This is a genomic window from Streptomyces cyanogenus (genome assembly GCF_017526105.1).
Classification (GTDB): Bacteria; Actinomycetota; Actinomycetes; order Streptomycetales; family Streptomycetaceae; genus Streptomyces; species Streptomyces cyanogenus.
On sequence record NZ_CP071839.1, the window covers coordinates 4,919,195 to 4,938,173 of the forward strand.

The window sequence follows — 18,979 nt, forward strand, 5'->3', positions numbered from 1 at the left end:
CTGTCAGCCGTACTACCGGGCCCGGTCTCCCCGCGAGGGAGCCGGGCCCCGTGCGTCGGTGCGGCGGAGGGGCCGGCCGGTGGCCATCCAACGGTCGGGGCGGGCGTTGCGACGGCCCGTGCGGGAGCGTTCCGCCTGCTCGTGCAGGAGGCGCGCGGCCTCCTGGGCGTCGCGCAGGCGGGCCGTCACGGTCTTGCCGGCCCCGGTGTCCACGTGAACGTCGGCGAGCCCCCGACGGCGCATCCAGGGCCCCTGGGTGAGCCGTACGCTCTGCACCTTCGCGTGCGGCACGAGGGAGAGCCGGCGGCACAGCAGACCGCTCCGGGCGGCGAACACCGCGCCGGTGACCGCGAGCCGGTGCCCCCGCCACCACACCGGCACGCACCACCGGGCCCGCCGCGGCGCCCGTGACAGCTCCCGGGGCACCGTCACGCCGGGCAGCACGCGCGCGACGACGGACTCGGCGACCGCGCGCGGGGCGACCGGTATCAGCACCGAGTTGTCGGAGCCGGCCACGTCCAGCTCCACCCGCACCCAGCCTCCCCCGCTCTCGGCTCCGCCCGAGCGGCGGGACCCCCAGCGCCGCCACAGCAGCGGCTCCACGATCCGTACGGTCTGCACCCGGCCGGGCGGCACCGTCTCGTGCGCCCGGTCGAGCAGCCCGTGGTCGATGCGCAGCCCGTCCGGGGACTCGCTCACCGTCCAGTCGAACTCGGTGACGAACCGGCCCGCACTGCTCGCGCCGGCCGCGCCGAACAGCGGCAGGGCGCTGGCGAGCACGGTCCACAGGTTGCCGGTGACGAGCCACAGCACGGTCGGGACGACGAGTGCGGCGCACAGCGCACCCCAGGTGGCGCCCGTCAGCAGCAGGGCGCGTGCCAGCTCGCGCGGCGGCACGTGCAGGAGCACCTGCGCGGGCGCCTCGCCGACCTCGTGCGCGGTCTCGGGCGCGAAGCCGGCCGCGCGCGCCAGCAGCTCCGCGCGCAGGGCGCGCGCCTCCCGCTCGCCCAGGAAGGCCAGCTCGTCCTTGTCGTCGGTGCCGACGACATCGATCCGGAGCTTGGCGACGCCCGCCACGCGCGCGAGGAGCGGACGGGAGACGTCCACGGCCTGGATGCGCTCCAGCCGGATGTGCGCGGTGCGCCGGAACAGCAGCCCGGTCCGTATGCGCAGCTCGGTGCCGGTGACGGCGTAGTGCGTGAACCACCAGGACAGGAAGCCGTAGAGACCGGCCGCCGGCACCAGTACCGCCAGTCCCAGCAGCAGCACGGTGCCGGTCAGCCGCGCGAACTGCTCCTGGGCGCCGCCCGGATCGTGCACCGCCCAGCCGGTCAGTACGGTCAGCGGCGCCCAGGCGCGGCGGAAGGGCGTGACCGGGTGCAGCCGGCGCTCGGTGACGGGCGGGGGCTCCGGTATGCCGTCGGGGCGGCCGGGGGACGTCACAGGCCCGCCGATCGTGCCTCGCCCAGCTCGGTCAGCCGGTCACGCAGACGCTCCGCCTCGGCCGGGTCCAGGCCGGGGATGGTCGCGTCGGTCGCGGCTGCGGCCGTGTGCAGCTGTACGGTGGCCAGCCCGAAGCGCCGCTCCAGGGGCCCGGAGGTCACCTCCACCAGCTGCATGCGCCCGTACGGCACCACCGTCTCCTCGCGCCACAGCACACCGCGGCTGATCAGCAGGTCGTCGGCGCGCTCGGCGTACCGCCAGGAGCGCCAGTTGCGCCCCAGCAGCCGCCAGCACCAGGCCGCGCACACCGGCGGCAGCAGCGCGCAGGCCGCCCACGCGGGCCCCGCCAGGAGCCCGGGCAGCAGCCCCGCGGCCACCGCGAGCACCCCCGTCCACCCCACCAGCAGCAGTCGGCGCACGCGCAGCAGCCCGGGCTGTAGCCCCCGCCACACCGGCTGGTCCGCCGGCGCTCCGGACCCTTCGAGCCTCCCCGTTTCCATGAGGCCAGCGTACGTAGGGGAAACTGGGGCCATGACTCCTACGACGGAGACCACGGTCGGCATCGGCGGCGCGGCGGAGAGCACCGACATGGTGCTCAACATCGGGCCTCAGCACCCGTCCACGCACGGCGTGCTGCGGCTCAGGCTCGTGCTGGACGGCGAGCGCATCGTGCACGCGGAGCCGGTCATCGGCTACATGCACCGCGGCGCCGAGAAGCTCTTCGAGGCACGCGACTACCGGCAGATCATCGTGCTCGCCAACCGCCACGACTGGCTGTCGGCGTTCTCGAACGAGCTGGGCGTGGTCCTCGCCGTGGAGCGGATGCTCGGCATGGAGGTCCCCGAGCGTGCGGTGTGGACGCGCACCCTGCTCGCCGAGCTGAACCGGGTGCTGAACCACCTGATGTTCCTCGGCTCCTACCCGCTGGAGCTGGGCGGGATCACGCCGGTGTTCTACGCGTTCCGGGAACGCGAGGTGCTCCAGAACGTCATGGAGGAGGTCTCCGGCGGGCGCATGCACTACATGTTCAACCGCGTCGGCGGCCTCAAGGAGGACCTGCCGGCCGGCTGGACCGCACGCGCGCGTGCCGCCGTCGCCGACGTGCGCTCCCGCATGGACGTCTTCGACGACCTGGTGCTCGGCAACGAGATCTTCCGGGGGCGCACCCGGGGCGTGGGCACGCTCGCGCCCGAGACGGTGCACGCCTACGGCGTGAGCGGGCCCATCGCGCGCGGCTCGGGCGTCGACTTCGACCTGCGCCGCGACGAGCCGTACCTGGCCTACGGCGAGCTCCAGGACACCCTGGAGGTGGTGACCCGGAGCGAGGGCGACTGCCTCGCCCGTTTCGAGGTGCTGCTGGCGCAGACCCACAACGCGCTGGACCTCGCCGACGCCTGCCTGGACCGGCTCGCCGAGCTGCCTCCGGGGCCGATCAACCAGCGGTTGCCGAAGGTGCTGAAGGCGCCCGAGGGGCACACGTACGCGTGGACCGAGAACCCGCTCGGGATCAACGGTTACTACCTCGTCAGCAAGGGCGAGAAGACCCCGTACCGGCTGAAGCTGCGCTCGGCCTCGTACAACAACATCCAGGCGCTGACCGAGCTGCTGCCGGGGACGCTGGTGGCGGACATGGTGGCGATCCTGGGCTCGATGTTCTTCGTGGTCGGCGACATCGACAAGTAGGCGCCGGCGGTGAGTGGGCGGCCGGCGGGGTGGGTCGGCCGGCCGGGTGGTGAGTGGGTCGGCCGGCGGGATGGCGCGGCTCACCGGTAGGCCGCGTGGTGCGGCCTACCGGCCCGGCGGGTCCTGCGGGTGCCTCGGCGCCTGCTCCGGTCGCTGTTGCTGCGGGCGGTTCGGCTGCGGCTGCTGCGGTTGACCCGGCCACTGCCCCTGTTCCAAGGGGTCCGGGATGCCGACCGGCTGGAGCAGCCAGCCGAAGTCGCCGAGGCCGCCCGGTGCCGTCAGCTCGGCGGCCTCGCCCGCGCTCGCCAGCGCGCGCACATAGGCGGCGGGGTCCGTGGAGGCCAGCGCCAGCGAGGGGCGTGCGCCGGTGAGGTCGAGGGCGTGCAGAGCGGCGCGTTGCGTGAGGAGGCGCGCGGCGGGAAGTTCGCGTGCTGCCCCAGTGGTCCCGTGCGCTTCGTTTGGGGGCGCTTGCGCCGTGCCAGGAGGCGTGTGGAGCGTGGTGCGCTCCTGGGTGAGGGGCGCGTCGGCGGGTGTGCGCGCTGTGTCCGAGGGCGTGTGCGTCGTGCCGGAGGGCGTGCGCGTCGGAGCAGGGGCCGCAGCGCACGCGTCCAAGGCGACGTGTGCCGTGATGTCGCACGACCCGTCCGGCACCGGCGCCGTCTCCCGGCCCTCCCGGAAGCCGGTGAGGGTGCCGAACGGGGGGCGGGTGTCCAGCGTGTGGGCGTAGTCCACAGCCACCGCCAGACCCCGGACCACCCGGTCCACGGCCGCCGCCCAGGCGCGGTCCCGGGGCAGCCCGATCTCCGCCCGCAGGCCCTCCTCGGCCGGCAGCGGCCACCAGCGGGCGAGCCAGTCGGCGGCGGCGCCCGTCACGGGTTCCCCGAGCCGCTCGGAGCCGTCCTCCGCCACGAGGACCAGCCGGGGCACGCCCGCGGAGTCCACCTCCACGACGTCCACGGGCACGTTGTCGAGCCATTCGTTGGCGAACAGCAGCCCGGCGACCGCGTCCGGGAGGTCGCTCCGCCAGGTGATGCGTTCGTCCAGGCCGGCCGGGCGGTCGGCGATCTCCACGGCACTGGCGCGCACGCGTGCCGCCACGTCGGCCGGCAGCGCGGCGAGCACCCCGCCGGCCAGCTCCCCCCGCCCGGCGCCCATGTCGACGAAGTCCAGCACCGCGGGCCGGCCGAGTGCCGCGTCGACCCGGCACAGCAGCCGGGCCACGGCCCGCGCGAACAGGGCGGAGGCGTGCACGGACGTACGGAAGTGGCCGGCCGGGCCCTCCGGGCGCCGGTAGAAGCCGCCGGGGCCGTACAGGGCGGCCTGGGCCGCAGCGCGCCAACCGCGCGGCCCGGGATGCGCGCGGGAGCCCGCCGTCGTCTCATCGGTCACCGCACCAGACTAGGCAACCAGATGATCACGGCATCCACCTTGCGGAGTATGCGCCCCGGGCGCGGATCGGCCCTTCGGTTGACCCCTGCACGCATCTGGTTTCCCTACGCTGGGTTACGTGCAGCGCCTCTATGACTTCCTCCGCCGCCACCCGACCTGGGTCGACACCTTCTGGGCCGTCGCCCTGCTCGCGGTGTCCGCGCTGAGCGTGGTCAACCTCAACCGGGTGCCGGGTCATCACGGGACCATCGCCGAGGGGCTGGCCGTGGCCGCCGTGCTGGGCGTCGTCGTGGCGCTGCGCCGCCGCTTCCCGGAGCCGATGCTCCTGGTCGCCCTCGTGGTCGGGCTGGCCCAGCTGGTCCTGGACATCGAGACGACCGTCTCCGACTTCGCCATGCTGGTGATCACCTACACGGTCGCGGCGGTCGGCGCGCGCTGGGCCTCCCGGCTCTCCCTCGCCGTCAGCCTCTGCGCGGCGACCGTGGCCCAGATCCGCTGGCCGGCCGAGCAGGCCAGTTTCGCCGGGCACATCGCCCTGGCCGTCTTCCAGACGGTGCCCTTCGCGCTGGCCTGGGTGCTCGGCGACTCCATGCGCACGCGGCGCGCCTACTTCGCCCAGCTGGAGGAGCGCGCGGCCTGTCTGGAGAAGGAGCGCGAGGCGCAGTCCAAGGTCGCGGTGGCCGCCGAGCGCGCCCGGATCGCACGCGAGCTGCACGACGTGGTCGCGCACAACGTGTCGGTGATGGTGGTGCAGGCCGACGGCGCCGCCTACGTCATGGACACCGCGCCCGACCAGGCGCGCAAGGCCCTGGAGACGATCTCCTCCACCGGCCGCCAGGCCCTGGCCGAGATGCGCCGCCTGCTGGGCGTGCTGCGCACCGGCGAGCACCAGGAGAGCGGGGAGTACGTCCCGCAGCCCGACGTCGAGCAGATCGACGACCTCGTCGAGCAGTGCCGCAGCTCCGGCCTGCCGGTCGACTTCAAGGTGGAGGGCACCCCGCGCCCGCTGCCCAGCGGCGTGGAGCTGACCGCGTACCGGATCGTCCAGGAAGCGCTCACCAACACCCGCAAGCACGGCGGGCCGGACGCGGGCGCGAGCGTGCGCCTGGTCTACTTCGACGACGGTCTCGGCCTGCTGGTCGAGGACGACGGCAAGGGCGCGCCGCACGAGCTGTACGAGGAGGGCGGCGCCGACGGACAGGGCCACGGCCTGATCGGTATGCGCGAGCGCGTCGGCATGGTCGGCGGCACCCTGGACGCCGGCCCGCGCCCGGGCGGAGGATTCCGCATCAGCGCCCTGCTGCCGCTCAAACCGGCCCACTGACACAACCGGGCGCCCTCCGCCGGCGCCTGTGACACCCTCCCCTGAAGCCACACCCCGCACCCGACGAAAGAGGCCCGATGACGATCCGCGTGATGCTCGTCGACGACCAGGTGCTGCTGCGCACCGGGTTCCGGATGGTGCTCGCAGCGCAGCCGGACATGGAGGTCGTCGCGGAGGCGGGCGACGGCGTGGAGGCCCTCCAGGTGCTGCGGTCCACCCCCGTCGACGTCGTCCTGATGGACGTCCGGATGCCGAAGCTGGACGGTGTGGAGGCCACCCGGCGGATCTGCTCCGAGGCCGAGCCGCCGAAGGTGCTCATCCTGACCACGTTCGACCTGGACGAGTACGCCTTCTCCGGGCTGAAGGCGGGCGCATCCGGCTTCATGCTCAAGGACGTGCCGCCCGGCGATCTCCTGGCCGCCATCCGTGCCGTGCACAGCGGTGACGCGGTCGTGGCGCCCTCCACCACCCGGCGCCTGCTGGACCGTTTCGCGCCGATGCTGCCCTCCGTCGGCAAGGAGCCCCGGCACAAGGAGCTGGAACGGCTCACCGAGCGCGAGCGCGAGGTGATGGTGCTGGTCGCGCAGGGCCTGTCCAACGGCGAGATCGCGGCCCGGCTGGTGCTGAGCGAGGCGACCGTGAAGACCCATGTGGGCCGCATCCTGACCAAGCTGGGTCTGCGCGACCGGGTGCAGGTGGTCGTCCTGGCGTACGAGACGGGGCTGGTGCGGGCCGGCGGCCACGGCTGACGGCCGACGCCCCGGGCCGGTACGGGATCCGGCGGACGGCGTCCGCGCGCGTACGGCGCACGGGCCGGGGCCTCAGCGCAGGACGCCCTCGATGAAGTCGCTGCCCAGCCGGGCCACCGTCGACAGGTCCAGCTGGTGCTGGACGTACCGGCCGCGCCGGCAGTCGGTGACCAGACCGGCCTTCTTGAGCACCGTCAGGTGCCGGGATATCTCGGGTGCCGACATGCCGTGCGCGTCGGCCAGTTCGCTGGTGGTGTGCGGGGCGCGCGCGAGGTGCCGGCACAGCCGCATCCGCACCGGGTGCGCCAGCGCCTCCAGCCGGCGCGTGAGCTGCTCCACGGACGGGGCCTGCGGCCGGGGAACGCTCGCCGGGTAGGCGATGGAGGGCTGCCAGCCGTACCGGTGCAGGACCATCACGTGCGGCCAGCCGAGGCTGGTCGGCACCAGCACCAGGCCGCCGTCGCCGGTGGCGGTGCGGCCCACCAGCAGCTTGTCGACCGTGACGAGGCCGGCCTCCTCGTCCAGCGAGACGGCCCCGGACAGGGACGCGAGGGCCTCGCCCAGGCCCTTGCGGCGCAGCAGTTCGGTCTTGTGCCGGGCGTCCGCGGCCAGCTGAGGCTGGACGCGGGCCCAGGTGTCGGCGAAGAAGGCGTCGTCGCAGTCGAGCATCAGCTGCCGGAACCAGGCGCGGACGGCCGGCGGATCGGTCAGCAGGCGGCGCGTGAACCGCTCCTGCACGGCCCCGCGCGCGGCGGCCAGTTCCAGCGAGCGCCGGCGCAGCTCCGGGTCGTCCAGCGGGCCGGGTTCCCGGACGTCGTAGCGCAGCTGGCAGGTGAACTCCAGGGCGGCGTTGACGAACTGCTCGTCCGTCAACTTGTCCAGCTGGTCCAGCTCCTCGGCGAGCGTGGCCCCGGGAGTCGCGCGTCCGCCCGGGAGGCCGGCGAAGGGGGCGAAGACGTCCGAGAACGTCGTACGCCACAAGAAGTCCGCCTCGCACAACCGGTCGGCCAGGCAGGGGTCCAGCCGGGAGGAGACGGCGGTCGCCCAGCCGCGCAGCTCGGGGTGGTGGCCGGGCTCGCTCAGCGCGTGCAACGCCATCCCCAGCTCCGCCAGCGGAGAGGGCACGACGCACACCCGCTCCAAGGGCAGCCCGGTGATGTCGATGGTCACGCTCATGCCCCCCATCGTGCACCCGCCCACTGACAGTGCCCGCGTGGATTGACGGCAGCCGTCAATCCACGGCACACCGGTGCGGACCGGGAGGCAGGCTGAGGGCACCGGGGCAGCCGCGGAGCCCGATCAGTCACCGAGCGCTCGGTGACGGCTAGTGACCACCAGTACCGTCCCGAGAAGGCGATCCGCCATGAGCGTCACCCAGCAGTACCTCCTCGACAGCTACCGCGCCCGTCTGCACGGCGAGCCCGAACCGCCCGCGCCGGGCCGCCACGACCTCGGCCTCGTCCGCGAGCTGCGCGACCACCGGCGCTTCCGCGCGGCCATCGGCGAACGCCCGGCACGCGGGTGGCTCAGGCGCACGCTGGCTCGTTGGCTGCGCCCCCGCGCACTCGGCTAGCCCCCGGGCCCGCGCGCGGTCACGCCGGGTCCGGCAGGCGGTCCACGAAGTCCCGTACGGCCGCGCGGACGTCGTCCGCCGTCCACTCCAGGCCGGCGGAACGGACGACGACCTCCGTGAACGCGAGGCCGGGACCGCCGTCGTCCCAGGCGTTCGCGAAGAGCAGCACCGACGTCTCCTCGGCCTGCCGCACGGCCGCCTCGGCCGCCACGCCGGGCTCGTACGGCAGCCAGACCTGGAACTCGTGGGTGTGCGGCACCTCCGGGTGGACGCGGGCCCAGGGCACCCCGGCCGCCGCGAAGCCCTCGCGCAGCGCGGCGGCCACCACGCGCGCGTGCCGGACGTACCCGGGCAGCCGGGGCAGCTCGCGCTCCAGGCCGATCAGCGCGGACAGGGCGGTCGGGAACTGCTGGAAGACCATGCCGCCGTACCGGTGCCGCCAGGTCTTCGCCTCCTCCACCAGCGTCACCGGGCCGGCGAGCGCGGCGCCGCCGAAGCCGCCGACGGACTTGTACAGCGACACGTAGACGCTGTCGGCGAGGCCCGCGATGTCCTGAAGAGGGCGCCCGAAGTGCTCGGTGCACTCCCACAGGCGGGCGCCGTCGAAGTGCACCACCGCCTCGCGTTCCCGGGCCGCCTCGACGACCTCGGTGAGCTCCTCCCACGTGGGCAGCACGAAACCGGCGTCCCTGAGGGGCAGTTCCAGCATCAGCGCCCCGAAGGGCTCCTCGACGTCGCGTATCTCGGCCGCCGTGGGCAGTCGGCGCCCCTCGCCCACCCTGACCGGGCGCAAGCCGCTGACCTGGCTGAAGGCGTGCCGCTCGTGCACCTCGGGATGGGACAGGGGGTGCAGGGCCACCGTCGGATCGCCGGTGCGGGCCGCCCAGCAGCGCAGGGCCACCTGCTGGGCCATGGTGCCCGTCGGGAAGAACGCGGCGCCCTCCGTGCCCAGCAGCGCGGCGATCCGCTCCTCCAGGGCCGCCACGATCCGGTTGCCGTAGACGTCGGCCGGCTCGTCCAGGTCGTACACCTCGTCCGCCGCGTCCATCAGGTGCGCGAGACGGTCGCGGATCGAGCTTCCCCAGTCCGCGCGGGACAGTACCCGCCGGGCCTGTCGCTGGGCCGCCGCGCGCCGCTCCCGCAACCGTTCCCGCGTCTGCCGCTCCATGTCCTGCCCGGTGTCCTGGTCCGTGTCCTGCTCAGCCCTGTCGGTCATGCCGTGGATCATGCCGCGCGGGCACCGGGAGGGGCACCAGGGTTTCCGCGCGCGGGCGCCGGGAGGGGCTCCCGTGACTTCCGCGCGCGGGCGCGACGGGCGCGTGGTGAAACCCACAGCCTGTGCACAGCCGGCCGCCGTGGTACCCGATAGCGTTAACATGACGAGAAATCGTCCGGTACCCAGAGCGGACTGGAACGGGAAGGCCGCCGTCGCGTGAGTACAGTCCACCAGCCAGACCTCAAGGACCGCCCCGCGCGGCTCACCGTCGGTGTCGTCGGCGCCGGCCGCGTGGGCCCCGCCCTGGCCGCGTCCCTCCAGCTCGCCGGGCACCGCCCGGTGGCCGTCTCGGGAGTCTCCGACGCCTCCCGCAGGCGTGCCGAGACGATGCTCCCGGACGTCCCGCTGGTGCCGCCCGCCGAGGTTCTCCAGCGCGCCGACCTGGTGCTGCTCACGGTCCCCGACGACGCCCTGCCCGGCCTGGTCGCCGGGCTCGCCGAGACCGGCGCGGTACGGCCCGGACAACTGCTCGTGCACACCTCCGGCCGGTACGGCACGAAGGTCCTCGACCCGGCCCTGCGCGCGGGCGCGCTGCCCCTGGCCCTGCACCCCGCGATGACCTTCACCGGCACGCCGGTGGACGTCCAGCGCCTCGCGGGCTGCTCCTTCGGCGTCACCGCGCCCGAGGAGCTGCGGCTGGCCGCCGAGGCCCTGGTGATCGAGATGGGCGGCGAGCCGGAGTGGATCAGCGAGCAGAACCGCCCGCTGTACCACGCGGCCCTCGCGCTCGGCGCCAACCACCTGGTGACCCTGGTCGCCCAGTCCATGGAGCTGCTGCGCACGGCCGGTGTGACGGCCCCCGACCGGATGCTCGGCCCGCTGCTCGGCGCCGCCCTGGACAACGCCCTGCGCTCCGGTGACGCCGCCCTGACCGGGCCGGTCGCGCGCGGGGACGCCGGTACGGTCGCCGCGCACGTCACCGAGCTGCGCAGGCATGCCCCGCAGACCGTGGTGGGCTATCTGGCGATGGCCCGCGCGACCGCGGACCGCGCGCTCGCGCACGGCCTGCTGAAGCCGGAGCTCGCCGAGGACCTCCTCGGGGTACTCGCCGACGCAGGCCACGCAGGCCCCGGCGGCCGAGAAGGCGACGGCACCGACGGCACGCACGGCACCGACGGCACGACCGGCACCGAGGGGAACGACCGATGACCACCCTGCTGAGCACCGCCGAAGAGCTGCACGCGCGCGTGCGCCACGGCCGCCGTGCCGTCGTGATGACCATGGGTGCCCTGCACGAGGGCCACGCGACCCTGATCCGCACCGCGCGGGAGATCGCCGGCCCGGACGGCGAGGTCGTCGTCACCGTCTTCGTCAACCCGCTGCAGTTCGGCGCGGGGGAGGACCTCGACCGCTACCCGCGCACCCTGGACGCCGACCTGAAGCTGGCCGAGCAGTCCGGCGCAGACGCCGTGTTCGCGCCCTCGGCGGACGAGGTCTACCCCGGCGGCGAACCCCAGGTGCGCATCACCGCCGGACCCATGGGCGAGCGCCTGGAGGGCGCCTCGCGGCCCGGGCACTTCGACGGCATGCTCACCGTCGTCGCCAAGCTGCTGCACCTCACCCGCCCCGACGTCGCCCTGTTCGGCCAGAAGGACGCCCAGCAGCTGGCCCTGATCCGGCGCATGGTGCGGGACCTGAACTTCGGCGTCGAGATCGTCGCCGTACCGACCGTGCGCGAGGAGGACGGGCTCGCCCTGTCCAGCCGCAACCGCTACCTCGCGCCGGACGAGCGGCGTACCGCGCTCGCGCTGTCCCGCGCGCTGTTCGCCGGCCGGGACCGGCACGCGGCGCAGGAGGCGCTGCGCGCCCGGGCCCGGGAAGTGCCCTCCACGCACGCGCGTGCCGAGGCGCTGAGCGCCATAGGCGAGTCCCGCGCGGCGGCCGACGCGCACGCGGTGGCCACCGCCGCGCCCGGCGGCCCGGCGGCCGTCCGCGCCGCCGCCCGCCAGGTCCTGGACGAGGCCGCCCGCCTCGACCCGCCGCTGAAGCTCGACTACCTGGCGCTGGTCGACCCCGCCGACTTCACCGAGATCGGCGACGACTTCACCGGCGAGGCCGTCCTCGCCGTCGCAGCCCGGGTCGGCTCGACCCGGCTGATCGACAACCTCCCCCTCATCTTCGGAGCCGCCTCGTGACCAGCACAGGCATACGACTGCACGCGCCCGCACCCGGCTGGGCCATCTCCGCGGACGTGGTCGTGGTCGGCTCCGGGGTGGCCGGCCTGACCGCGGCCCTGCGCTGCGAGGCCGCCGGGCTGACCACGGTCGTCGTCACCAAGGCCCGCCTGGACGACGGCTCCACGCGCTGGGCGCAGGGCGGCATCGCCGCCGCCCTCGGCGAGGGCGACACCCCCGAGGAGCACCTGGCCGACACGCTCGTGGCGGGCGCGGGACTCTGCGACGAGGAGGCCGTACGGATCCTCGTCACCGAGGGCCCCGACGCGGTACGGCGGCTCATCGACACCGGCGCGCACTTCGACGAGTCCTCCGAAGGAGAACTGGAACTCACCCGCGAGGGCGGCCACCACCGCCGCCGGATCGCGCACGCCGGCGGCGACGCCACCGGCGCGGAGATCTCCCGGGCCCTCGTCGAGGCCGTCCGCGCGCGCGGGCTGCGCACCGTCGAGAACGCACTGGTGCTGGACCTGCTGACGGACGCCGAGGGGCGTACGGCCGGGGTCACCCTGCACGTGATGGGCGAGGGCCAGCACGACGGCGTGGGCGCCGTGCACGCGCCCGCCGTGGTCCTCGCGACCGGCGGCATGGGCCAGGTGTTCTCCGCGACCACCAACCCGTACGTGTCGACCGGCGACGGCGTGGCGCTGGCACTGCGCGCGGGCGCGGAGATCAGCGACCTGGAGTTCGTGCAGTTCCACCCGACCGTGCTGTTCCTCGGCGCGGACGCGGAAGGGCAGCAGCCGCTGGTCTCGGAGGCGGTGCGCGGCGAGGGCGCCCACCTGGTCGACGCGGACGGCGTGCGCTTCATGGTCGGGCAGCACGAGCTGGCCGAGCTGGCGCCGCGGGACATCGTCGCCAAGGGCATCATGCGGCGGATGCAGGAGCAGGACGCCGAGCACATGTTCCTGGACGCCCGGCACTTCGGCGCCGACATGTGGGAGCACCGTTTCCCGACCATCCTGGCCGCCTGCCGGGCCAACGGCATCGACCCGGTCACCGAGCCCATCCCGATCGCCCCGGCCGCCCACTACGCCTCCGGAGGCGTCCGTACCGACGCCCGGGGCCGGACCACCGTGCCCGGCCTGTACGCATGCGGAGAGGTCGCGTGCACCGGCGTGCACGGCGCCAACCGGCTCGCCTCCAACTCCCTCCTGGAGGGGCTCGTCTACGCCGAGCGGATCGCCGCCGACATCGCCGCCGCCCACGCCGGGAGCGGCCTCCACGCGCGCGTGCCGGCACCGGTCCCGGAGCCCGGCAAGCCCGCGCACCCGCTGCTCGCCCCCGAGACCCGGTTCGCCATCCAGCGGATCATGACCGAGGGCGCCGGCGTGCTGCGCTCCGAGGAGTCCCTCGCCCGGGCCGCCGACCAGCTCCAGAAGCTGCACGCCGAGGCCCGGGACGCGCTGGAGGAGAACGGCAAGACCGCCGAGCCCGGCGTGGACACCTGGGAGGCGACGAACCTCATGTGCGTGGCCCGGGTCCTGGTCACCGCCGCCCGGCTGCGCGAGGAGACCCGCGGCTGCCACTGGCGCGAGGACCGCGCCGAGCGCGACGACACCCACTGGCGGCGCCACATCGTCGTACGGCTCAATCCGGACCGGTCGCTGGCCGTACGCACCACCGACACCGCAGACTTCCCCCCTATCCGGTAACAGCGCCCCAGGAGCAGTGACAGACGTGAGCACCGACGACCTTCCCCTCGCCTCGACCGGCGGCTGCGGCGACGGCTGCGCCTGCGGCGCCGAGGGTGACGAGGAGTACCTGGAGTGCGGGCTCGACCCCGCGCTCGCCGAGCTGCTGGCCGCTGCGGGACTCGACCCGGTCGAGGTCGAGGACATCGCCAACGTCGCCATCCAGGAGGACCTGGACGGCGGTGTCGACGTGACCACCGTGTCGACCATCCCCGAGGACGCGGTGGCCACCGCCGACTTCACCGCGCGCGAGGCGGGCGTCGTGGCCGGCCTCAGGGTCGCCGAGGCCGTGCTCTCCGTGGTCTGCACGGACGAGTTCGAGGTCGAGCGGCACGTGGAGGACGGCGACCGCATCGAGGCCGGGCAGAAGCTGCTGTCGGTCACCACGCGCACGCGTGACCTGCTCACCGCCGAGCGCAGCGCGCTGAACATCCTGTGCCGGCTGTCCGGCATCGCGACGGCCACGCGCGCGTGGGCGGACGCGCTGGAGGGCACCAAGGCCCGCGTCCGGGACACCCGCAAGACCACCCCGGGCCTGCGGTCGCTGGAGAAGTTCGCCGTGCGCTGCGGCGGGGGCGTCAACCACCGCATGTCGCTCTCGGACGCGGCCCTGGTGAAGGACAACCACGTCGTGGCCGCCGGCGGCGTCGCGCAGGCCTTCAAGGCCGTACGGCAGGCCTTCCCGGAGGTGCCGATCGAGGTCGAGGTCGACACCCTGCACCAGCTGCGCGAGGTCGTGGACGCGGGCGCCGACCTGATCCTGCTGGACAACTTCACGCCCGGCGAGTGCGAGGAGGCCGTCGGCATCGTCGGCGGGCGGGCACTGCTGGAGGCCTCCGGGCGGCTGACGCTCGCCAACGCGCGCGCGTACGCGGAGACGGGCGTGGACTTCCTGGCCGTGGGCGCGCTCACGCACTCCTCGCCGATCCTGGACATCGGCCTGGACCTGCGCGAGGCGGAGTAACGGCCATGCTGCTCACGATCGACGTCGGCAACACGCACACCGTCCTCGGCCTGTTCGACGGCGAGGACATCGTCGAGCACTGGCGCATCTCCACGGACGCGCGCCGCACGGCGGACGAGCTGGCGGTGCTGCTCCAGGGCCTGATGGGCATGCACCCGCTGCTCGGCGAGGAACTGGGCGACGGCATCGACGGCATCGCGATCTGCGCGACCGTGCCGTCGGTGCTGCACGAGCTGCGCGAGGTCACCCGGCGGTACTACGGCGACGTGCCCGCGGTGCTGGTCGAGCCGGGAGTGAAGACCGGCGTGCCGATCCAGTTCGACAACCCCAAGGAGGTCGGCGCCGACCGCATCATCAACGCGGTCGCGGCGAACGAGCTGTACGGCGGCCCGGCGATCGTCGTGGACTTCGGTACGGCGACCACGTTCGACGCGGTCTCCGCGCGCGGGGAGTACGTCGGCGGGGTCATCGCCCCCGGCATCGAGATCTCGGTGGAGGCCCTGGGGGTCAAGGCCGCGCAGCTGCGGAAGATCGAGGTGGCCAGGCCCAGGAACGTGATCGGCAAGAACACCGTCGAGGCCATGCAGTCGGGCATCGTGTACGGGTTCGCCGGACAGGTCGACGGCGTGGTCGGCCGGATGGCGCGGGAGCTGGCCGACGACCCCGACGACGTCACGGTGATCGCCACGGGCGGGCTCGCGCCGATGGTGCTGGGGGAGTCCTCGGTGATCGACGAGCACCAGCCGTGGCTGACGCTGATCGGGCTGCGCCTGGTGTACGAGCGGAACGTCTCGCGGCTGTGAGGGACGGCCGGTGCCCGTGCGGGTGCCGGCCCCCGCCGGTGGCACCGGACGAGGGAAAGCCGGAACGACACGCGGTGAAACAACATCCGCATTCCTCACTTTTGTCCGATTAGTCGGTAGCGTCGCCGCATGCCCACGCCATACGGATCCCGCGGCGGCATGGCGTTCGGCGTGGAGGAGCTGCGTGTGCTCCGCCGCGCCCTCGCCCTCGCCCTTCACCCCGGCCACGCCTCCGCCGAGGACGTGCAGGACTGCTTCCGGCTCGCCGAGTCGCTCGACGAGGCGATGTCCGAGGGGGCCAGGCTGCGCGCCTTCCTGGTGGCCGACCTGGACCGCTACCGGGCCGCCCTGCCGGGCGCCGTCGCCGGCTACACGGCCCTCCTGGAGGAGGCGCTCGGGGCGGGGTACCGGCCGACGCCGGACGATCTCGCCGCGCTGGGCGCGCTGCGCGGGAACCCCGCGGCGGCGGTGCTGCTGGACCGCTGCCGGGCGCTGGCCGAGCAGGACGTACGGGCGCGGTTCGCGCAGGGCGCCCGGAAGGTGCCGGCGCCGGCCGTGCCGCCCGCGCGGACGCGCCTGCTGGCCCTTGCGGGCGGCGCCGGGGAGGCCGGGGTGCGCCAGGGCGAGGGAGAGGCCGAGGAGCCGTCCGAGACCCCGCAGAAGCCCGCGGACAAGCCCCGGCCGAAGCCGGCACCCGGCCCCGCGGAGCGGCCCGCACCGGAGCCCGCGACGCCGAAGCGGCCCATCCCGACGCCGGGCGAGGTCTTCCCACGCCGCAAGCCGACGCCCCCGGAGGCCCACCAGCTGGCGGCGGGCTAGCCCGCCGCCTCCGAGGGAGACCCGGTCGGCCGCGGGCCAGCTCGCCGACCTCCGCCTGAGGCTGGCCGCGGGCCAGGTCGCCGACCTCCGCCTGAGGTTGGCCGGTCGGCCGTGGGCCGGATCGCCGACCTCCGCCTGAGGTTCACCGGTCGACCGCGGGCCGCTTGCCGCCCCCGCCTGAGGTTCACCGGTGACCGCGGGCCGTTCGCCGCCGCCGCCTGCGGCTCGCCCATCGACCGTGGCCGGCCCGCCGCCCCCGCCTGCCGCTCGCCCATCGACCGTGGCCGGCCCGCCGCCTCCGCCGGAAGCCCCGGGCCGGTCGCGGGTCGGCTCGTCGGCCTGTCTCCCCGCCCGAGGCGCGCATGCGGCTCCCGTGGGCCGGGTGTGGGTCCCCCGTGGGACTGAATCACCGTCGGCGGCCTTCGCGACGCGATGGGCGGTTTCGTGCACCCCGGCCCGGTCTGCCGGGGCTCCGTGGCTACTCTGGAGGCATGGACTACGTCTCCGCGCTCGTGCCTCCGGTCGTCATGGCCGTGTTCTTCATCGGTGTGGTCAGGGTGATCGTGAAGACCCAGGGCGGGGCCGCCAAGGCCAAGGAGGACGCGGCCGTCGACGCCGCCCTCGCGCGCGTGGAGGGTGCCCGTAAGTCCTCCGCCGGCAGCGACGCCTGAGCGGGCCGCAGACCTTCGGCACGCCCCGGCCGCCCCGTCGGCCGTCCCCCGCGTACGACTCCCGGAGCCTCCGCGCTTTGCGAGTCGTACGTCCTTTTTGTTCGCTTTTGTAGTCCTAACGCACGTCCGGCACGCCATGACCGGGATCTCCTACTACTGTTCTGAGGTGTGCCTCGCCCATTGGGAGAACTCGAAGACGCGGTCATGACGCGGGTGTGGAAGTGGAACCGCCCGGTGACCGTTCGAGAAGTCCTGGAAGACCTGCAGCAGGAACGCTCCATCGCGTACACCACCGTGATGACGGTTTTGGACAATCTCCATCAGAAGGGCTGGGTCCGCCGTGAGGCGGAAGGCCGGGCCTATCGATATGAGGCCGTGTCGACCCGCGCCGCGTACGCCGCCGCCCTGATGAACGACGCCTGGTCGCAGAGCGACAACCCCGCCGCCGCTCTCGTCGCCTTCTTCGGCATGATGAGCGAGGAACAGCGCCAGGCCCTCAGGGACGCCGTACGCATCGTCCAGGGCCCGGAAGAAACCCGGGAAGCCCCCGAAGCCCGCCGGCAGGAAGCGCCCGAAGCCCGTCAAGAGGAGAACCCCGGCGCGGCAGAGGACACGGCCGGGCGATAGCGTCCGCTCATGTCAGCAGAGCGTCCCGAAGTCTCCGCAAAAGCCATCACCGTCCGGCGGGCCCGGACCAGCGATGTCCCGGCCGTGCGCCGCCTCCTCGACGCCTACGTCCGCGACCGCATCCTGCTCGACAAAGCCACGGTCACCCTTTACGAGGACATCCAGGAGTTCTGGGTCGCGGAACGCGACGACAACGCCGAGGTGGTCGGCTGCGGTGCGCTGCACGTCATGTGGGAGGACCTGGCGGAAGTCCGCACTCTGGCGGTGAAGCCCGGCCTCAAGGGCGCCGGCGTCGGCCATCAGTTGCTGGAGAAGTTGCTCCAGACCGCACGCTGGCTCGGCGTTCGGCGCGTTTTCTGCCTGACCTTCGAAGTGGACTTCTTCGGGAAGCACGGCTTCGTGGAGATCGGCGAGACGCCGGTCGACACCGATGTGTACGCGGAGCTGTTGCGTTCCTATGACGAGGGCGTCGCCGAGTTCCTGGGTCTCGAACGAGTGAAGCCGAACACCTTGGGCAACAGCCGGATGCTTCTGCATCTGTGATCCTCATTGCCCCGGTGCCCTATGTCCGAAACGCGCATGTTTCCGGGCGCGGGTCGTCCGCTGGGTCACTCCCGAGGGTTTGTGTTTTTCCGGCAAAAGCGGTTTGCTTTCCGACGTACTGCAGTACTGCATATAACAGGGACGGCGAAACGGCGGACGCCGCACACCCCCTGGTCCTCAACGTTATCGATGAAAGGAAAAGCGGTGGCACAGAAGGTTCAGGTCCTTCTTGTCGACGACCTCGACGGCGGCGAGGCGGACGAGACCGTGACGTTCGCGCTGGACGGCGCAAGACGTACGAGATCGATCTCACGACTGCCAATGCGGACAAGCTGCGCAGCCTTCTTGATCCCTATGTGAAGGGCGGGCGTCGTACCGGTGGCCGCTCCTCCGGTGGGCGTGGAAAGGCACGTGCCGCTTCGGGCGGCAGCCAGGACACCGCGGCGATCCGCGCCTGGGCCAAGGAGAACGGTTACGAGGTCAACGACCGCGGCCGGGTTCCCGCGTCCATCCGTGAGGCCTACGAGAAGGCCAACGGCTGATCCCGCCGGTCGGCGGAATGCCAGGCGCACGCGCGCCGCAGCCGGACCCGGTGACAGTGTGCTGCCACCGTGTCCACCAGTCGTACGAGATCGGGGGCGCTCCCCTCGCGTCCCACGGGGGATACGGCCGGCACGGCCGGCATGGCCGGCAGCGAGGCCTCGACCTCGCGTCCGGGCTCAGGGGGCCGCAGCCACACGGCGGCCCCCTGCGCGAAGTCACGCGACCGTGAGCCGGGCCCTGTGGATCGCGGCCTCCCAGGTCGCGAGTCAGGCCCACCGGGCCGTAAGGCGGCGGTCCCGGCGGGCGGACGTGGTGCTTCCAGGGTGTCGCCCGTGCCGAGGACCCGCAGGTCCAGGCGCACGGCGGCCCACTCCAGCCAGTCCAGCAGCCCGGGCAGCTCCTCGGCGCCGCCCGCGGCCACCAGCAGCTCCATCCGGTCGCCCCGCAGGGCCACCGGGGAGCCCGGCGCGAGATGCCGGAGCGCCTGCGCGCCCGCCTCGGCCGGCACGTCCAGCACGTCGAACAGCACCCCCGTGAGCAGCCGCAACGGCCGTCCGGGCACTGTCGGCCACCCCAGATCGTTCTCGTACCAGTGCCGGGCCCGGGCGTCCGGGTCTTCGGAGGAGACACCGGCGATCGGTACGCCCGGGTCGAGAGGCCGGCGAGGAAGGGGGACCGTGGAAGTCATGGGGACCGAGCCAACC

19 protein-coding genes and 1 pseudogene are annotated in these 18,979 nt (G+C 73.7%); 14 read left to right on the forward strand and 6 right to left on the reverse strand.

The window, feature by feature from the left end; translation table 11 throughout:
• Window positions 1-12: 12 nt before the first annotated feature.
• Both S1361_RS22100 and S1361_RS22105 read right to left on the reverse strand, forming a co-directional pair.
• On the reverse strand, window positions 13-1,443 hold the full coding sequence (locus S1361_RS22100; RefSeq protein ID WP_208033536.1) for a PH domain-containing protein: 1,431 nt from the start codon (window positions 1,441-1,443) through the stop codon (window positions 13-15).
• Window positions 1,440-1,943 (reverse strand): PH domain-containing protein, encoded by a 504-nt coding sequence (locus S1361_RS22105; RefSeq protein ID WP_208033537.1) that lies wholly within the window; start codon window positions 1,941-1,943, stop codon window positions 1,440-1,442. The genes S1361_RS22100 and S1361_RS22105 overlap by 4 nt, the downstream gene beginning before the upstream one ends.
• Window positions 1,944-1,974: 31 nt before the next feature.
• Between S1361_RS22105 and S1361_RS22110 the strand changes: the two genes are divergently transcribed.
• A complete protein-coding gene (locus S1361_RS22110; RefSeq protein ID WP_208033538.1) occupies window positions 1,975-3,126 on the forward strand; it encodes an NADH-quinone oxidoreductase subunit D in 1,152 nt (383 codons plus the stop codon).
• A gap of 105 nt (window positions 3,127-3,231) precedes the next feature.
• Here the strand turns inward: S1361_RS22110 and S1361_RS22115 are convergent, their stop codons facing one another.
• Window positions 3,232-4,515, reverse strand: a complete 1,284-nt coding sequence (locus S1361_RS22115; RefSeq protein WP_208033539.1) for an SAM-dependent methyltransferase — start codon at window positions 4,513-4,515, stop codon at window positions 3,232-3,234.
• 118 nt (window positions 4,516-4,633) lie between these two features.
• On the opposite strand from S1361_RS22115, the gene S1361_RS22120 reads away from it, so the two are divergent.
• Together S1361_RS22120 and S1361_RS22125 are read left to right on the forward strand one after the other, a co-directional pair.
• Complete coding sequence (locus S1361_RS22120) at window positions 4,634-5,839, forward strand: sensor histidine kinase (protein WP_208033540.1); 1,206 nt, start codon at window positions 4,634-4,636, stop codon at window positions 5,837-5,839.
• Between the two features lie 77 nt (window positions 5,840-5,916).
• Window positions 5,917-6,588, forward strand: coding sequence for a response regulator transcription factor (locus S1361_RS22125; RefSeq protein WP_208033541.1), 672 nt, complete (start codon window positions 5,917-5,919; stop codon window positions 6,586-6,588).
• Window positions 6,589-6,660: 72 nt separating this feature from the next.
• On the opposite strand, the gene S1361_RS22130 is transcribed toward S1361_RS22125, so the two are convergent.
• Window positions 6,661-7,764 (reverse strand): DUF5937 family protein, encoded by a 1,104-nt coding sequence (locus tag S1361_RS22130; RefSeq protein WP_208033542.1) that lies wholly within the window; start codon window positions 7,762-7,764, stop codon window positions 6,661-6,663.
• A gap of 187 nt (window positions 7,765-7,951) precedes the next feature.
• On the opposite strand from S1361_RS22130, the gene S1361_RS22135 reads away from it, so the two are divergent.
• Entirely contained in the window at window positions 7,952-8,161 is a 210-nt protein-coding gene (locus S1361_RS22135; protein WP_208033543.1) for a hypothetical protein, read from the forward strand.
• Between the two features lie 19 nt (window positions 8,162-8,180).
• On the opposite strand, the gene S1361_RS22140 is transcribed toward S1361_RS22135, so the two are convergent.
• Window positions 8,181-9,377, reverse strand: coding sequence for a threonine aldolase family protein (locus tag S1361_RS22140; RefSeq protein WP_243769259.1), 1,197 nt, complete (start codon window positions 9,375-9,377; stop codon window positions 8,181-8,183).
• Between the two features lie 216 nt (window positions 9,378-9,593).
• Between S1361_RS22140 and S1361_RS22145 the strand changes: the two genes are divergently transcribed.
• The 10 genes and pseudogenes from S1361_RS22145 to S1361_RS22190 all read left to right on the forward strand — a co-directional run bounded on the left by S1361_RS22145 (window position 9,594) and on the right by S1361_RS22190 (window position 18,274).
• A complete protein-coding gene (locus S1361_RS22145; RefSeq protein ID WP_208033545.1) occupies window positions 9,594-10,586 on the forward strand; it encodes a Rossmann-like and DUF2520 domain-containing protein in 993 nt (330 codons plus the stop codon).
• Window positions 10,583-11,572: a pantoate--beta-alanine ligase gene (gene panC / locus S1361_RS22150; protein ID WP_208033546.1), complete on the forward strand. Its 990-nt coding sequence runs from the start codon at window positions 10,583-10,585 to the stop codon at window positions 11,570-11,572. The genes S1361_RS22145 and panC overlap by 4 nt, the downstream gene beginning before the upstream one ends.
• A complete protein-coding gene (locus tag S1361_RS22155) occupies window positions 11,569-13,266 on the forward strand; it encodes an L-aspartate oxidase (RefSeq protein ID WP_208033547.1) in 1,698 nt (565 codons plus the stop codon). Before panC ends, S1361_RS22155 begins: the two co-directional genes overlap by 4 nt.
• Window positions 13,267-13,291: 25 nt before the next feature.
• Window positions 13,292-14,269, forward strand: coding sequence for a carboxylating nicotinate-nucleotide diphosphorylase (nadC, locus tag S1361_RS22160; RefSeq protein ID WP_208033548.1), 978 nt, complete (start codon window positions 13,292-13,294; stop codon window positions 14,267-14,269).
• A 5-nt stretch (window positions 14,270-14,274) separates the two neighbouring features.
• Window positions 14,275-15,072: a type III pantothenate kinase gene (locus S1361_RS22165; RefSeq protein WP_189982221.1), complete on the forward strand. Its 798-nt coding sequence runs from the start codon at window positions 14,275-14,277 to the stop codon at window positions 15,070-15,072.
• Between the two features lie 159 nt (window positions 15,073-15,231).
• The gene (locus S1361_RS22170; RefSeq protein ID WP_208036716.1) at window positions 15,232-15,891 is read left to right on the forward strand and encodes a flagellar biosynthesis protein FlhF; all 660 of its coding nucleotides are present in this window, start codon (window positions 15,232-15,234) and stop codon (window positions 15,889-15,891) included.
• 491 nt (window positions 15,892-16,382) lie between these two features.
• Window positions 16,383-16,562 carry a hypothetical protein gene (locus tag S1361_RS22175; protein WP_208033549.1) on the forward strand — a complete coding sequence of 60 codons (180 nt, stop codon included), beginning with the start codon at window positions 16,383-16,385 and terminating at the stop codon, window positions 16,560-16,562.
• A 204-nt stretch (window positions 16,563-16,766) separates the two neighbouring features.
• Entirely contained in the window at window positions 16,767-17,189 is a 423-nt protein-coding gene (locus S1361_RS22180; RefSeq protein ID WP_243769260.1) for a BlaI/MecI/CopY family transcriptional regulator, read from the forward strand.
• Window positions 17,190-17,198: 9 nt separating this feature from the next.
• On the forward strand, window positions 17,199-17,732 hold the full coding sequence (locus tag S1361_RS22185) for an amino-acid N-acetyltransferase (RefSeq protein ID WP_030651520.1): 534 nt from the start codon (window positions 17,199-17,201) through the stop codon (window positions 17,730-17,732).
• Between the two features lie 204 nt (window positions 17,733-17,936).
• A pseudogene (locus S1361_RS22190) lies at window positions 17,937-18,274 on the forward strand (histone-like nucleoid-structuring protein Lsr2).
• Here the strand turns inward: S1361_RS22190 and S1361_RS22195 are convergent.
• Window positions 18,253-18,963 (reverse strand): SCO3374 family protein, encoded by a 711-nt coding sequence (locus tag S1361_RS22195; RefSeq protein WP_243769261.1) that lies wholly within the window; start codon window positions 18,961-18,963, stop codon window positions 18,253-18,255. The pseudogene S1361_RS22190 and the gene S1361_RS22195 overlap by 22 nt on opposite strands.
• Window positions 18,964-18,979: the final 16 nt, after the last annotated feature.

Excerpts from the sequence above, each read along its gene's own strand:
- S1361_RS22105 (WP_208033537.1), bottom strand. The coding sequence starts at position 1,943 with ATGGAAACGGGGAGGCTCGAAGGGTCCGGAGCGCCGGCGGACCAGCCG.
- S1361_RS22110 (WP_208033538.1), top strand. The coding sequence starts at position 1,975 with ATGACTCCTACGACGGAGACCACGGTCGGCATCGGCGGCGCGGCGGAG.
- S1361_RS22125 (WP_208033541.1), top strand. The coding sequence starts at position 5,917 with ATGACGATCCGCGTGATGCTCGTCGACGACCAGGTGCTGCTGCGCACC.
- S1361_RS22130 (WP_208033542.1), bottom strand. The coding sequence starts at position 7,764 with ATGAGCGTGACCATCGACATCACCGGGCTGCCCTTGGAGCGGGTGTGC.
- S1361_RS22135 (WP_208033543.1), top strand. The coding sequence starts at position 7,952 with ATGAGCGTCACCCAGCAGTACCTCCTCGACAGCTACCGCGCCCGTCTG.
- S1361_RS22140 (WP_243769259.1), bottom strand. The coding sequence starts at position 9,377 with ATGACCGACAGGGCTGAGCAGGACACGGACCAGGACACCGGGCAGGAC.
- panC (WP_208033546.1), top strand. The coding sequence starts at position 10,583 with ATGACCACCCTGCTGAGCACCGCCGAAGAGCTGCACGCGCGCGTGCGC.
- S1361_RS22165 (WP_189982221.1), top strand. The coding sequence starts at position 14,275 with ATGCTGCTCACGATCGACGTCGGCAACACGCACACCGTCCTCGGCCTG.
- S1361_RS22170 (WP_208036716.1), top strand. The coding sequence starts at position 15,232 with ATGGCGTTCGGCGTGGAGGAGCTGCGTGTGCTCCGCCGCGCCCTCGCC.
- S1361_RS22175 (WP_208033549.1), top strand. The coding sequence starts at position 16,383 with ATGGACTACGTCTCCGCGCTCGTGCCTCCGGTCGTCATGGCCGTGTTC.
- S1361_RS22180 (WP_243769260.1), top strand. The coding sequence starts at position 16,767 with ATGACGCGGGTGTGGAAGTGGAACCGCCCGGTGACCGTTCGAGAAGTC.
- S1361_RS22185 (WP_030651520.1), top strand. The coding sequence starts at position 17,199 with ATGTCAGCAGAGCGTCCCGAAGTCTCCGCAAAAGCCATCACCGTCCGG.
- S1361_RS22195 (WP_243769261.1), bottom strand. The coding sequence starts at position 18,963 with ATGACTTCCACGGTCCCCCTTCCTCGCCGGCCTCTCGACCCGGGCGTA.